Annotated in this window: 12 protein-coding genes; 3 read left to right on the top strand and 9 right to left on the bottom strand. The window is 64.0% G+C overall.

The window, feature by feature from the left end:
• The 7 genes from MRY75_RS20190 to MRY75_RS20160 form a co-directional block, all read right to left on the bottom strand.
• Nucleotides 1–927, bottom strand: coding sequence for a dihydroneopterin aldolase (locus MRY75_RS20190; protein ID WP_292309775.1), 927 nt, complete (start codon nucleotides 925–927; stop codon nucleotides 1–3).
• A 119-nt stretch (nucleotides 928–1,046) separates the two neighbouring features.
• Nucleotides 1,047–1,679, bottom strand: a complete 633-nt coding sequence (locus MRY75_RS20185; RefSeq protein ID WP_292309774.1) for a cell wall hydrolase — start codon at nucleotides 1,677–1,679, stop codon at nucleotides 1,047–1,049.
• 185 nt (nucleotides 1,680–1,864) lie between these two features.
• Nucleotides 1,865–4,357: a putative PEP-binding protein gene (locus MRY75_RS20180; RefSeq protein WP_292309793.1), complete on the bottom strand. Its 2,493-nt coding sequence runs from the start codon at nucleotides 4,355–4,357 to the stop codon at nucleotides 1,865–1,867.
• A 131-nt stretch (nucleotides 4,358–4,488) separates the two neighbouring features.
• Nucleotides 4,489–6,708 carry a glycine--tRNA ligase subunit beta gene (gene glyS / locus MRY75_RS20175; RefSeq protein WP_292309773.1) on the bottom strand — a complete coding sequence of 740 codons (2,220 nt, stop codon included), beginning with the start codon at nucleotides 6,706–6,708 and terminating at the stop codon, nucleotides 4,489–4,491.
• Nucleotides 6,708–7,235, bottom strand: coding sequence for a DUF6446 family protein (locus tag MRY75_RS20170; protein ID WP_292309772.1), 528 nt, complete (start codon nucleotides 7,233–7,235; stop codon nucleotides 6,708–6,710). The genes glyS and MRY75_RS20170 overlap by 1 nt, the downstream gene beginning before the upstream one ends.
• 3 nt (nucleotides 7,236–7,238) lie before the next feature.
• A complete protein-coding gene (locus tag MRY75_RS20165) occupies nucleotides 7,239–7,940 on the bottom strand; it encodes an FkbM family methyltransferase (RefSeq protein ID WP_292309771.1) in 702 nt (233 codons plus the stop codon).
• Complete coding sequence (locus MRY75_RS20160; RefSeq protein WP_292309770.1) at nucleotides 7,940–8,869, bottom strand: glycine--tRNA ligase subunit alpha; 930 nt, start codon at nucleotides 8,867–8,869, stop codon at nucleotides 7,940–7,942. The genes MRY75_RS20165 and MRY75_RS20160 overlap by 1 nt, the downstream gene beginning before the upstream one ends.
• A gap of 153 nt (nucleotides 8,870–9,022) precedes the next feature.
• Here MRY75_RS20160 and MRY75_RS20155 point away from each other — a divergent pair, with 153 nt between their 5' ends.
• On the top strand, nucleotides 9,023–10,738 hold the full coding sequence (locus MRY75_RS20155; RefSeq protein ID WP_292309769.1) for a serine protease: 1,716 nt from the start codon (nucleotides 9,023–9,025) through the stop codon (nucleotides 10,736–10,738).
• Here MRY75_RS20155 and MRY75_RS20150 read toward each other — a convergent pair.
• Both MRY75_RS20150 and ilvC read right to left on the bottom strand, forming a co-directional pair.
• Nucleotides 10,722–11,651 carry a DMT family transporter gene (locus MRY75_RS20150; protein WP_292309768.1) on the bottom strand — a complete coding sequence of 310 codons (930 nt, stop codon included), beginning with the start codon at nucleotides 11,649–11,651 and terminating at the stop codon, nucleotides 10,722–10,724. The genes MRY75_RS20155 and MRY75_RS20150 overlap by 17 nt on opposite strands.
• A gap of 346 nt (nucleotides 11,652–11,997) precedes the next feature.
• Nucleotides 11,998–13,020 (bottom strand): ketol-acid reductoisomerase, encoded by a 1,023-nt coding sequence (ilvC, locus tag MRY75_RS20145; RefSeq protein ID WP_292309767.1) that lies wholly within the window; start codon nucleotides 13,018–13,020, stop codon nucleotides 11,998–12,000.
• A 132-nt stretch (nucleotides 13,021–13,152) separates the two neighbouring features.
• Here ilvC and MRY75_RS20140 point away from each other — a divergent pair, with 132 nt between their 5' ends.
• A complete protein-coding gene (locus MRY75_RS20140; RefSeq protein WP_292309766.1) occupies nucleotides 13,153–13,608 on the top strand; it encodes an Lrp/AsnC family transcriptional regulator in 456 nt (151 codons plus the stop codon).
• On the top strand, nucleotides 13,605–14,063 hold the full coding sequence (locus tag MRY75_RS20135; RefSeq protein WP_292309765.1) for an Lrp/AsnC family transcriptional regulator: 459 nt from the start codon (nucleotides 13,605–13,607) through the stop codon (nucleotides 14,061–14,063). Before MRY75_RS20140 ends, MRY75_RS20135 begins: the two co-directional genes overlap by 4 nt.
• Nucleotides 14,064–14,143 lie beyond the last annotated feature (80 nt).

Here is a 14,143-nt window from a genome sequence, read left to right as displayed (position 1 = left end):
CTAGAGCACGCTTTCGCCGATGGGGCTGTTGCGAACTGAAACATTCCCGAGGGACGGCGGCTCTGCGCCGACCACCAGAAGCTCCTGCGCCTCCATTTCCTCGGCAAACCAGCCGGTCAGGGCCACTGTATCGGTCACAGGTGCCTCCGGTCCGTCGACTGCATCGAGCACGATCTTCGAGGGGGCCCAGATGCAGACCTGACCGTTCTTCATCGCCCAGTCGAGCTCGGTGCGGGTGGCCACCACCTTGCAGCGCGCGTCCCGCGCCGCGAGCATCCAGCCGTTCTGTTCGATGGCCAAAAGGTCGATGCGGCGTTGCGCCATCGGTTGTCCGGCTGTGGCACGCGGGCCATCGGGCAGACCAACGCACAGGATAAGCGGCGCACGTTCCGCCGCAAGCTGGTCGATCCAGCGGCCCAGATGATCGGACATGAGCGCGGCATTGCTCAGATAGACCACACGCGGATGCGGACGCTCCTGGCTGGCGTCGGCCACGGCGCTGCCCAGATCATGGCGCGACCGCACGATCTCGACCCCAAGCGCACCGGGGCCGCGATCCAGCTTTTCGATCCGCACGAAGGCCCGCAGCGCCTGAGGCTCAAGCAGGATCCGTTCGGCGATGCGTTCGGCCAGCGTTTCCAGAAGGTTCAGGCGTTCCGCGCCCAGTTCGGTTGCAATCGCCTCGGTCACCCGGTCATAGGACAGGATGCGGTCCACATCGTCGTCGATATGGCCAACGATGGGCTGAACCTCGACCACGACGTTGAAGCAGACACGTTGCCGTGTGCCGCGCTCGGCCTGGAATGCGCCGATCTCGACCTCGACGATATGGTCGCGCAACGAGATGCGGTCCACGGGCCCGTCATCTGCTGTTGCAATGGCGCGTTCGGACGGATGCGCAAAGGCAAGTCGGATTTCAGAGCTCATGGCGCGGTCCCCTTGGTCGGTCACGTCCGGGCTACCAGACGTTAGCACAAACGAAAATGCCGCGAAGGGGCATTTCAGGCACCGCTCGCGACATCCCGCAGGTCAAATTCGGTGTCGGCTCAGCTGCTCGAGCTGACACGCCATGTGTGGCGGTAGAAGACATGCACGCCGATCGACGCGGTCTTCGTGTAGGTGCGCGACCACCGTGGGCGCACTGCGGTTGTGTGGTAATGGGTTGCGCCATTGGTCAGGTTCATCGGCACGCGCCCGTCAAGGATGGCGCGCGCCACCTTGCCGACCCGTTCCCAGGCCTGCGGCTCGTGGATGCGCTCGGGGATGCCGTCACAGGTATAGGTGAACTGGCACTGGTATTTCTTGCCGGTGCCTTGGTTGATCACACCGCAGACGCTGTTGGGAAAACGGGCGCTCTTGACGCGGTTCATGATGACTTCGGCCACGGCGAACTGGCCCTTGATCGTTTCGCCACGCGCTTCGAAATAGAGCGCTTCGGCGAGGCATTCCCACTGTGCACCACCCGAGGCGCGTTGTTGGGAGTTCAGCCAGGAGGCGTTGTAGATGGTACCCGAGGCTGAGACGGGGGTCACGAGAGAGGTCAAATGCGATTGGCCAGCAGAGGCCATAATGGTTTTTTCCCGGTTCAGAAGCTCTTGCGCGGCGTCTTTCGAGCGCTCTGCCAGGGATGGGGTGGCCAGAAGGGCCGCAGCCAGAAACAATGCAAACAGTCGCGTCATGCCGAGTGTTGATCTCGCAGCGTTGTGGGTGGCGGCCTGATGCACAAAAATGTGGCAGCACCGCGCAATCGCAGGGCTGTTACAGAAATATTGCAGATTAAACAAGTTTTTCGGCCATGCATGTACTGCATGTCCGATGCCCGCGCGGCGAATAAGGCAAAATCTAGGCCAAACTTCGCTTGAATCTACCCGATCTTGTCAGCCAACGCAAGCTGTGCTGCGGCAAGACGTGCCACCGGAACCCGGAACGGAGAGCAGCTTACATAGTCGAATCCCGCCGCCCGACAGAAGGCAATTGATTCGGTATGCGCGGCATGTTCGCCGCAGATCGACAGCACCACATTCGGTTTGGCCGCCCGTCCGCGCACCACGCCAAGGCGCAGCAATTCGCCCACACCTTCGGTGTCGAGGATGTGGAACGGGTCCTCGCTGAACACCCCTTGCCGGACATATTCCGACATGAACCGCCCCGCATCGTCGCGCGACAGACCATAGGTCATCTGCGTGAGGTCATTGGTGCCGAAGCTCAGGAAATGGGTGTGCTCGGCAATGTCGCCGGCGCGCAGGCAGGCGCGGGGTGTTTCGACCATGACCCCCAGCCGGTAGGAGAAATCGGCACTGCGCTCGGTGCGCACCGCCGCCGCCACCGCCTCGACCCGCGCGCGCACCAGTTCGACCTCGCGCTTGGCCGACACCAGAGGCACCATGATTTCCGGCACGATGGTGATGCCTTCCTCGGCGGCCTCGACGGCGGCCTCAAAGATCGCGCGGGCCTGCATGTCGTAGATCTCGGGCACCGAGATCCCCAGGCGCACGCCGCGCATCCCCAGCATCGGGTTGTATTCCGCAAGGCTCTCGATCCGGCGGGTCACATCGCTCACCGGAATGTCCAGCGCCTCGGCCAGTTCACGCTGGCCCGCGCGACTGGTGGGCAGGAATTCATGCAGAGGCGGGTCGAACAGACGGATACAGACCGGCTGGCCCTGCATGATGCGGAACAGTTCCAGAAAATCCGCCCGCTGCATCGGCAGCACCAGTTCGAGCGCGGCCTGCCGGTCCTTCTGGTTCTGGGCAAAGATCATCTCGCGCATCGGCGTAAGGCGTTCGGCCTCGAAGAACATGTGCTCGGTGCGGCACAGCCCGATCCCCTGCGCGCGGAAGTGCAGCGCGGTCTTGGCATCGGCTGGCGTGTCGGCATTGGCCCGCACGCCAATATCGCGCTCGGCATCGGCCCAGCTCATGAAGGTGCGGAATGTCTCGTCCAGCGTCGCCTCGATCATCTCGACCGACCCGGCCAGCACCTGACCATTGGTGCCGTCCACCGTGATCTCGTCCCCCTCGCGCAGCACTCGGCCATCGGTCGCCACCAACTGCTTGCGCTTGACGTGAAACCGCAGGTTTGCCGCACCGACCACGCAAGGCAGGCCCAAACCGCGCCCGATCACCGCCGCGTGGCTGGTCATGCCGCCCCGTTCGGTCAGCACGGCGCACGCCACATGCATGCCGCGAATGTCCTCGGGGCTGGTCTCGCGCCGCACCAGAACGCAGGGCTCGCCGCGTGCCGCACCCGCCTGCGCTGCCTCGGACGAGAACACGATCTTGCCCGTTGCCGCCCCCGGGCTTGCGGCAATGCCCGACCCCAGCACATCGCGTTTGGCGGTTGCCGCCACCTGCCGGTGCAAGAGCTCCGACAAAGCCCGCGGCTCGATCCGCATCACCGCTTCCTGCTTGGTGATGATCCCGTCTTCGGCCAGCCGCACCACGATCCGCAACGCCGCCCGCGCGCTGCGCTCGACGCGCACGCCGTCAAGGATATGCAGATTGCCGTTCTCGATGGTGAACTCGATCTGCATTTCCTCGCGCAACCGCGCCCGCATCAAGGCGGCATGCTCTTTCAACGCGGCAAAGGCTTCGGGCGCCAGTTCCTCGAGAGACGGACCACGCGGGTCCTTCTCAAGGAAAATCGACGCCGCCCCGCCATCCAGCGCCTCGCGCCCCTGGCTCTGGCTTAGATAGCGGCCTGTGACCTGTGGCAGCCCCGTGGACGGGTTGACCAGTTGCAGCACGCCGGACCCGCATTCGCCGCTGCCCAGCCCAAGCGCCATCTCCTGCACGACAAGCCCCAGCCCCGCATCCATCGGCGCGCCTTTGGCCTGCCGCAAAAGCCGCGCCGTCGTGCCTTCCCACGCCCGCGCCATCGACCGCAGGATCTCGGCCAGTTGGATTGCCGGGTCCTGGGGAAACGGCTCTTCCGCCTCTTCCTCGTAAAGCTGCAGGGCCTCCGTCAGCGCCTCATGGCCTTCGCCGTCGATCTCGTCGAACGCCTCGGCATCCAGCCGCGCCACGTCAATGGCGTAGTTCACCACAAAGCGCAGGTAAATCTCGGTCGCCGCCGCCTGTCCGATCTGGTCGCACAGATCGACATAGCGCGCGTCATTCATGCCGATGTTCAGGACCGCACCGGGGCCACCCCAATCCGGATCCTCCGAAGACGGTCGCACGCAGAGCAGGGCGTTCGGATCAAATTCCGCAAGGATTCCGGACACATCCGGGCGGTAGCCCGACGCGATCTGATGCACTGTCGCAAAAGACAGCGCCACCGTGCGCGGGACAGGCAGATCCAGCCGGACAAGACGCTGCAAGCATTTCGCCCGCCCGCCATGGGTGGGCGTGGACATCGGCGACGACGGTGTGATCAGGGTCACATCCGGATTGTCGGGACCTGGTTTCTGCACCGCAGCACCTCTTCAACGTGCACGCAGCATACGTGGGCGGTTTGATCTGACAAGTGGCGTTTACAGCGCAGGTATCATCCCTCGATCTTCGTCAGATCCGCCACCTGCAGACAGGTGCTGCGGATGCTGCTCAGCAGGTTCAGACGGTTGCGCCGCAGAACCGCGTTATCCGAATTGACCTGCACCGCCTCGAAAAACGCATCCACCGGCCCGCGCAGATCGGCCATCGCTGCCATCGCCGTGCTGAAATCCTGCGCCTGCATCGCCGGGGCGATCTTGGCTTCGGCTGTGGCCAGCGCATCGAACAGCGCGGTTTCGGTCGGGTCCTCGGCGAATTTCGGATCGCCCCCGAACGAGTATTCCACCCCGTCCTTTTCCTCGGCCTGCGTCAGAATGTTGTTGGCCCGCTTGAAGCCCTGCACAAGGTTTTCCCCGTCTTCGGTCTCAAGAACCGCCTGCAACGCCTTGGCCCGCTTGACCAGAAGTGCCAGGTCGTCATTGCCGGGCATCGAGATGCAGGCGTCGATCACGTCATGCCGCACGCCCTGATCGCGCAGATACACCTTGAGGCGGTCGTGGAAGAAGGACAGCAGATCCACCGACTTGTCCGGAACCGCTCCGTTCATTGCGTCCAGCCCATCAGTCGCACCATCACGCTGCGCTTTCAGCGTGCGATACGCCGCGCCAAAGACGCCATGCTCCGCAATCTCGCGGATCAGGTCATCAACATCGGTGTTGCTCACCCCGTCGATCAGATGGCCCTTGTGCCGGACAAGCTGCATGTCGATGAATCGATCCAGCGACAGGCTCAAACCATTCTCCAGCACCAACCGGATCACCCCCAGCGCCGCACGGCGCAGCGCAAACGGATCCTTCGACCCCGTGGGCTTCTCGTCGATTGCCCAGAACCCGGTCAGCGTGTCGATCTTGTCGGCCAGCGCCACCGCAACGGAGACCGGCGCAGAGGGCACATCGTCCGACGGGCCAAGCGGCGAATAATGCTCCTGACAGGCCGCGCCCACTTCGGGTGCCAAACCTGCAGCATCGCTGTAATAGCGCCCCATAAGCCCCTGAAGTTCCGGGAATTCATACACCATCTCGGACGCCAGGTCGGACTTCGCCACGCGCGCCGCCTGTTCCGCCAGATCGGCATCCGCACCCACCATCGGCGCAAGCTCGCGCGCAAGCGCGGCGATCCGCTCGATCCGATCGCGCTGCGATCCCAGCTTGTTGTGGAAGGTCACGTTCGACAGGCTGTCCGTCCACGCCGTCAGGCCCTCGGACTTGGCCACCCGCAGGTCATTTTCCCAAAAGAACTTCGCATCCGACAGACGCGCCGACAGCACCTTCTGGTTGCCCGCAAGGATCGTCGCGCCATGATCGGCGGTTTCCCGGTTCGCCACGGTGATGAACCGCTCGATCCGGCCCGTCTTGGGGTTCTTCACCGAAAAGAACTTCTGATGTTCCTTCATCGAGGTCTGCAGCACCTCGGGCGGCAGGCCAAGGAAATCCTCCCCGATCTGCCCCATGAGCACGACCGGCCATTCCACCAGCCCCGCCACCTCGGCCAAAAGCCCCTTGTCCTCGACCACCTCAAGCCCGTTTGCAAAGGCCTGATTGGTCGCGTCCTGCCAGATCGCCTCGGCCCGCTCCGCGGCATCCAGCACCACATGCGCGCGCTTGAGCTTGGCTTCGTAATCGTCGAACCCGGTCACATCGAACGCGTCGGGGGCCATGAACCGGTGCCCTTCGGTCGTCCGCCCCGACATGATCCCGTCCACCTCCATCGGCACCACCTCGGACCCGTCCTCGCGCGTCAGCAGGCACACAATGCGGTGCAGGGGACGCACCCAGCGCAACGACCCGGCCCCCCAGCGCATCGACTTGGGCCAGGGGAAATTGCGGATCGTGTCCTCAAGCACCTCTGCCACGATCTTGGCCGCCGGGCGGCCCGGCTTTTCGATCACCGCAAAGAACACGCGGCCCTTCTTTTCGTCCCGTTCGATCAACTCGTCACGGGTGACACCGGCGCCCCGCAGAAAGCCCTCGACCGCCTGCTCCGGCGCATCGGTGCGCGGACCCTTGCGCTCTTCGGTCACATCCGGCGACCGCTCGGTCAGCCCGTCCACCCGCAGCGCCAGACGGCGCGGCGTGGCATAGGCGGCAGCCCCCGCATAGGTCAGACCCGCCTCGACCAGCCCGTTGGTCACGCGCGACTTGAGGTCGTCAGCAGCCTTGGCCTGCATCCGCGCCGGGATTTCCTCGGAAAAAAGCTCGATGAGAAGGTCGGGCATCAATTGCCTCCAGTTTCGCGTTCAGGGCAATCATCGCCCAGGGGGGTGCCGTCATAGGCTTTGTCCCCGCAATCATTGATTTCGTGCCAGATATAGCCGCGCCCGTCCTCGGTGATGGCGACCACCCGGTCGATCCCGAATTCAAGGTTGCGCTGGCTTGTGAACACCTGAGCGCGCCCGTTGCGGATCGCGTCACCGATGGCCTCGGCGTCAAAGCAGCTGAACCAGCCCGGCGCATTGCGGGGGGCCGCGCCGATATACTGCTCATAGGTCGATGTCAGCGTCGATATCGGCGTCTGCGTAGTGAAGCACGCTCTGAACCTGATGGGCGAGCTTTCGGCATCAATCGCTTGAAAATCCTCATAAAGGATCGTTTCCTTGCGCCCATCCAGCGTGGTCAGCTGTACGTCATCCGTCCCGGTCGGCGTGACCGTTTCGTAATAGGCGTACACCTGCAGGTAGTACATCGCCACGCCAGCAATCAGCGCGCTGACCAGAATGACGACAGTCAGGATTTTTCCGGTCATGGCCTATTTCCAATCCATGTTGACGCGCGGTTGGGTCATGGCCGCAGCCCGCGCCCGCAGCGCATCTGTCCGCGCCAGAAGGTCGGGGATGCGGCTCTCGTGGGTTTCCACAAAAAGATGCCCGATCCGGGTTTTGACCGGATGGTCAAAAAGCGCCTCGAGCAGCGGCACCTCGGCCCCTTCGATGTCCATCTTGATCACCGCGATCTCGCCCTCCAGCGCCGCCAGAAAGGCCGGAAAGTTGATCACCCGCACGTCCACGGCGCTTTCCGTGTCGATATTGCGCTTCTGCGCCATCAGTGACGACGACTGCGACTGCTCCACCGGGTCGGCATCGAACGACGCCGTGCGATAGAGCGGAAAGGTCCCGTCCTCGGTCCCTGCCGCCGCCTCGATCACCTCGACATTCGGCACATCCGCCAGCCGCGTGCGCAGTTCCGCCGCCGTCCAGGGGTCCGGCTCGAACGCATAGACCTTGGCCGCCTGCGCTGCCATCGTTCGCGTGTGCTGGCCCAGATTGGCCCCAAGGTCGATGCAAATCTTGCCGCGCGCCGCCGCCAACGCCTCCCGAAATTCTGCCTCAGCCGCCGGCGCATAAAGCTTGCGCAGCTTGCGGCGGTATTTCAGCCCAAGCTCTCCCGGAAGGTGCTGCAACAGACCGTACTTGGCCCGCCGCAGAGGCGTATTTCGGCTGGCAGTTGCCATCAGGCGGCAAAACCCCCGGCTTCGGTCAGCACAAAGGCATCCGCGCAGCGCTTTGCCAGCGCCCGCACCCGGCCGATATAGCTTTGCCGTTCCGTGACCGAGATCACGCCGCGCGCATCGAGCAGGTTGAAGATGTGGCTCGCCTTGATGCACTGGTCATAGGCCGGATGCGCCATGATGATGCGCTTGCCTGTCTTGGGATCATCCGCGTCCTGATCCAGAATGCGGGTGCATTCCGCCTCGGCCTCTTCGAAATGGCGCAACAGAACGTCCGTATCTGCCACGTCAAAGTTCCAGCGCGAATATTCCTGTTCCGTCTGCCGGAACACGTCGCCATAGGACAGCGCGATGGGCGCATCCGGGTCGTTGTACGGCATGTCCATCACGTGATCGACGCCCAGCACATACATCGCCAGACGTTCCAGCCCGTAGGTCAGTTCACCCGACACCGGGTGGCAATCATGCCCGCCGACCTGTTGAAAATAGGTGAATTGCGACACTTCCATGCCGTCGCACCACACTTCCCAACCCAGCCCCCAGGCACCCAGAGTGGGGCTTTCCCAGTCGTCCTCGACAAAGCGGATGTCATGCAGCGCCATGTCGATCCCGATGGCCCGCAGTGATCCGAGATAGAGGTCCTGAAGATCGGGCGGCGACGGTTTGATCAGCACCTGGTACTGATAGTAATGCTGCAAACGGTTCGGGTTCTCGCCGTAGCGCCCGTCGGTCGGACGTCGCGAGGGCTGCACATAGGCGGCGGCCCAGGGACGCGACCCGAGCGATCGCAGTGTGGTGGCCGGATGGAACGTACCGGCACCGACTTCCATGTCGTAGGGCTGCATCACGGCGCAGCCCTTGCTGGCCCAATAGCTCTGCAGACGCAGGATGATCTCCTGAAAACTGCGCGGTTTCGTGATGGTTTGATCCATGGCGCTGTCACCCCGGTTTGCACTCGCGACTGATTAGGCGGATGGGGCACGAGGGTCAATTGCGTGCGATTGCCAAATTTTCGCGTTCCAGTAGCGTCGCAATCTTGTTAGAGCATGGAGTTGAAAGACGTTTTTCCGGCAGGTGGCTAAAGAATGGTGCGCAATTTTTTGTTTTCGGTGATCGCGGTGCTGATGCTGTGGGGGCAGGGCGCCCACGCGCAGGACAGTGTCTATGTCCAGATCGAAGCGCAGCCCAGCCTGTCCGTCGCCGAAGACCGCCTGCGGGATTATGCGGCCATTCTGCCGGACGTGAACGGGTTTGACCTGGGTCGCGGCTGGTACGGCATCGCCCTCGGGCCCTATCCACGCACCGAGGCCGACGACATTCTACGCAGTCTGCGCGCGCAGCGTCTGATCCCCGGCGACAGCTATCTCGAAGGCCCAGAACGCTATGGCCAGCGCATCTGGCCGATTGGTGCGGGCCCGGCTGCTGTGCCACCGATCACCGCTCCCGAGATCGCAGTCGTTCCCGAACCGCAGGTCACCGACGAGACCCCGCGCGAGGCCCGGGCCTCCGAGGCGCTGCTGACCCGCGAAGAGCGCGAGGCGCTGCAGATCGCCCTGCAATGGGCAGGCTATTACAACGCCGCCATTGACGGTGCCTTCGGACGCGGAACACGCTCTTCCATGGCCGCCTGGCAAAGCGACAACGGGTTCGAGGCGACGGGCGTTCTGACCACCGCGCAGCGGGCAGAGCTGTTCCGCCAGTACAACGCCGTGCTCGAAGGCATGGACATAACCCCCGTGCGTGACACGCGCGCCGGGATCGCCATTGACCTGCCGCTCGGCGCGGTGGCGTTCGACAGGTATGACAGCCCCTTCGCCCATTTCGACCCCACCGGAACGGTCGAGGGCGCGCGGGTGCTGCTGATCAGCCAGCCGGGCGACCGCGACCGTCTGGCCGGGCTCTACGAGATCATGCAGACGCTCGACATCGTGCCGCTGGAAGGTCCGCGCGAGCGCAATGGAGACCGGTTTACCCTGACCGGTCAGAACAGTCGGATCGTCTCGCACACCGAAGCGCGCCTCTCGGATGGTGCGATCAAGGGCTTCACCCTGGTCTGGCCCGCCGGCGATGAGGAACGCCGCACCCGTATTCTGGCCGCCATGCGATCCAGCTTCGATCCCATCAGCGGCGTGCTCGATCCGGCGGTGATTGCCGAGGACAGCCAGAGCGTCGATCTGGTGGCGGGACTTGCGATCCGCAAACCCAAACTGACGGCCTCGGGCTTTTTCGTCGACCGTCAGGGACGGGTTGTGACAACCGACGGTGCAGTGGCCAATTGCGGGCGTATCACGCTCAACAACACTTACGACGCCGAGGTCATGGCGACCGATCCGTCGCTGGGCATTGCCGTACTGCGTGCGACACAGCCGCTGGCCCCGAATGCCGTGGCTGCGTTTCGCGAGGGCGCGCCGCGCCTGCAATCCGAAATCGCAGTTGCGGGTTATCCCTTTGGCGGCGTGCTGCCATCGGCCACGATGACCTTTGGCCGCCTGTCCGACCTGCGCGGACTGAACGGCGAAGACAGCCTGTCCCGGCTTGCCATCAGCACGCTCGAAGGCGATGCCGGTGGCCCGGTGCTTGACGATGGGGGTGCCGTGATCGGGATGCTCGTTCCGCATGATGCCGGCGGGCGGCAATTGCCGGACGACGTCAACTTCGCCACCAACAGCGCGGCCGTGCAACAGGTGCTGGCGCGGGCCGGCGTGTCGCCACAGGTCACGCCCGGTCTGTCCCGGCTCGACCCGGTGGACCTGACGGCCAAAGCCACAGCGATGACCGTGCTGGTCAGCTGCTGGGAGTGACCCGGCGGCGGAACAACCGGTTCAGCGCGCCCCACTGGCTCACCAGAACACCCAGCAGGATCAACCCCATCGCCAGCAAGAGCACGGGGCGGAACGGTTCGTCCAGCACCACGATGCCCAGGATCACCGACCACATCGGCACCTGGTAGCTGACCAGCGACATGAAGACCGGCCCGGCGCTGCGGATCACCAGAATGCGCAGCATATTGGCTCCCGCCGTCGGGATCAGCCCGAGCAGCGCCACGATCCAAAGCGTCCGCGTGTCCGGAAGCGGCGGCGGCCCCTCGACCACAAGGGCCGCCGGAATGACCAGCATCGACCCGAAGACCAGCGCCAGCACCGCCAGACCGAAAGGATCAACCGGCGGCAGACGGCGCATCAGCACCGAACTGATCGCATAGCAGGTTGCCGCGCCAAAACAGGCCAGCCGGCCGTAAGGCTCCATCGGATCGCCGCTTGAGACGAACGCCTGCCCGCCCAGCAGCACCGCCACCCCGACAAACCCCACCAGCATGCCGATGGTGCGGCGCAGCGTGATCCATTCGCCGGGCACGAAGACATGCGCCAAGGGCAGCATGATCAGTGCCCCCGACGCCATCGAGACACCCGCAAAGCCCGAAGTCACCGTCTGCTGCCCCCAACTGAGCAGCATGAAGGGCACCGCCGAGTTGAACAGGCCCGCCACCGCCAGCGCCGTCCAGCCTGTCTCCTGCGTCAGAAACAGCCGCCCGCCGCGCATTTGCCAGATGGCGACCGCCAACAGGGCGGCAAAGCCGATGCGCCCGGCGGCCAGCCAGAAGGGCGTGATCCCCTCGAGCGCCAGTTCGATGAACATGAACGTGGCCCCCCAGACAAGACCAAGGGTCGCCACCATGCCCCAGCTGGCCGGGGTGATCTCAGGGGGTGTTTGCATAGAAATGAGGCATCCCGGGAGGTAAGTGCGACAAATGCCTCCAGGGCGGTTGCATCCGGCGGGCATTCGGGCTGCTCTGTAAATCCAATCTGCCGGATCAGCAACGCCTGAGACCGCACGTAAAATCCCGACAGGAGGACATCATGGACGCGTTTTTCATCATCCCGATCTTGGTACTTCTGGCACTGCTGGCGTGGTGTGTGCTGCAGCTCAAGGACGACATGTAGGGGCCCGCTTTGCGTCGACGCAAAGCCACGATGCGTCGACGCATCGCGCCCGCACCCCGACCGAAACGCAAAAGGGCGGCCCAATGGACCGCCCTTTCCGTTGAACCGATCCGACAGGATCAGTTCTTCGCCTTGTCCACCATCTTGCCGGCGGAGATCCACGGCATCATGCCGCGCAGGGTCTCGCCGACCTTCTCGATCTGGTGCTCGTCGTTGATCCGGCGCGTCGCCTTGAAGAACGGCTGACCCACGGCGTTTTCCTGCATGAAGTCGCGCACGAACTTGCCGGTCTGGATGTCGGTCAGAACCGCCTTCATCCGTGCCTTGGTCTCGTCGTAGGGCAGGATGCGCGGGCCGGACACATATTCGCCATACTCGGCGGTGTTCGAGATCGAGTAGTTCATGTTCGCGATACCGCCTTCGTAGATCAGGTCGACGATCAGCTTCACTTCGTGCAGACACTCGAAATAGGCCATCTCCGGCTCGTAACCGGCTTCCACGAGGGTCTCGAAACCCATGCGGATCAGCTCGACGAGGCCACCGCAGAGAACCGCCTGCTCACCGAAGAGGTCGGTTTCGCACTCTTCGCGGAAGTTGGTCTCGATGATGCCCGAGCGGCCGCCACCGATGGCCGAGCAATAGCTCAGGCCGATTTCCAGCGCGCGGCCGGATGCGTCGTTGTGAACCGCCACAAGGCAGGGCACGCCGCCGCCCTTGGTGTATTCGCCGCGCACCGTGTGGCCCGGACCCTTGGGCGCCATCATGATGACGTCGACACCCGGCTTCGGCTCGATCAGGCCGAAATGCACGTTCAGGCCGTGGGCAAACGCGATGGCCGAGCCTTCTTTCAGGTTGTCATGCACATACTGCTTGTAGGTTGCCGCCTGAAGTTCATCGGGCATGGTGAACATGATCAGGTCGCACCAGGCCGCCGCTTCGGCGATGCCCATGACCTGCAGACCTTCGCCTTCGGCTTTCTTGGCCGAGGGCGAGCCTTCGCGCAGGGCGACGACCACGTTCTTGGCGCCAGAGTCGCGCAGGTTCAGCGCGTGGGCGTGACCCTGAGAGCCATAGCCCAGGATGGCCACTTTCATGTCCTTGATCAGGTTGATGTCGCAATCGCGATCGTAATAAACGCGCATGATGTTTCCCTCGTCTGCGTTTCGATTGAAGGGCACAATAGGGATTTTCCGTGCAGACAGGCGGCGAACTGCGCGCATCTCGGCAAATATGCGGGGATTTCATTCTCCTAAGGCACGTGTTACGGAGATTTCATGCTCGATGCTACCGATCTCCGAATCTTGCGCCAGTTTCAGGCGGCCCCCGATCTGCCCAGTGCCGATCTGGCCGACAGGGCAGGGGTCACGCCCACCACGCTCGCCCGCCGCATCGACAGGATGCGCGCCGCCGGTGTCATCCGCGCCGTCCGCGCCGTGATCAACTGGCCCGCGCTGGGCTACACGGTCGAGGTTTCGCTCCGCGTGACCCTGGACAAGACCCAACCCCGCGCCTTTGACGAATTCCTCGCCGCCGCCCGCACCGTGCCCGAGGTGATCGAGGCGCAGACCTTCCTTGGGCAGGTCGACGCGCGTCTCTCGGTCATCGCCCGCGACATGCCGCATTACCAACAGGTCTACCGCGACAAGCTCCTGACCCTGCCACATATCGCCGACATCGAAGCCCTGATGCATGTCGCCCGCGTCAAATTCGACGAGACGCTTCCTCTATGATCGACCTCGACGACATCGACCGCGCGATGATCCGCGCCGTGGCCGCCGATGCCCTGATCAGCGCGGGCGCTCTGGGCCGGCAACTCGGCCTCAGCCAACCCGCCGCGTGGCGCAGGCTGAAGCGCCTGAAAGATGCAGGCGTCTTCCGCGGCCAAAGGCTCGACCTCGACGCACAGGCGCTGGGCTTCACCGTGACTGTGTTTCTGGGCGTCAAACTCGCCACCAAAGGCCGCGTCAGTCTCGAAGACTTCGAACGCGCCGTGACCGCCATCCCCGAGGTCCAGACGGTTGAGCACGTGCTGGGCCTCTACGACTACCGCCTGCGCGTCGTCGCCCGCGACATCGCCGATTTCGAACGCGTGCTGCGCCGCCGGATCATGACGCTGCCGGGCGTGGGGAATATCGACGCCAACGTGCTGCTCAGCGAAGAACGCCTGCCCGGTCCGATCGGCTGAGCGCGTCACGGCGCGGCCACCTTCCCAAAACCGACGCAGCAGTGTCGCACCTGCAAGAACACTTTGCCAAGCGGTGTCGC

This window comes from Marivita sp., from assembly GCF_022763305.1.
Classification (GTDB): domain Bacteria; phylum Pseudomonadota; class Alphaproteobacteria; order Rhodobacterales; family Rhodobacteraceae; genus Marivita.
The sequence above is the reverse complement of the archived record's forward strand: the minus strand, read 5'-3'. Positions and strand labels throughout refer to the sequence as shown.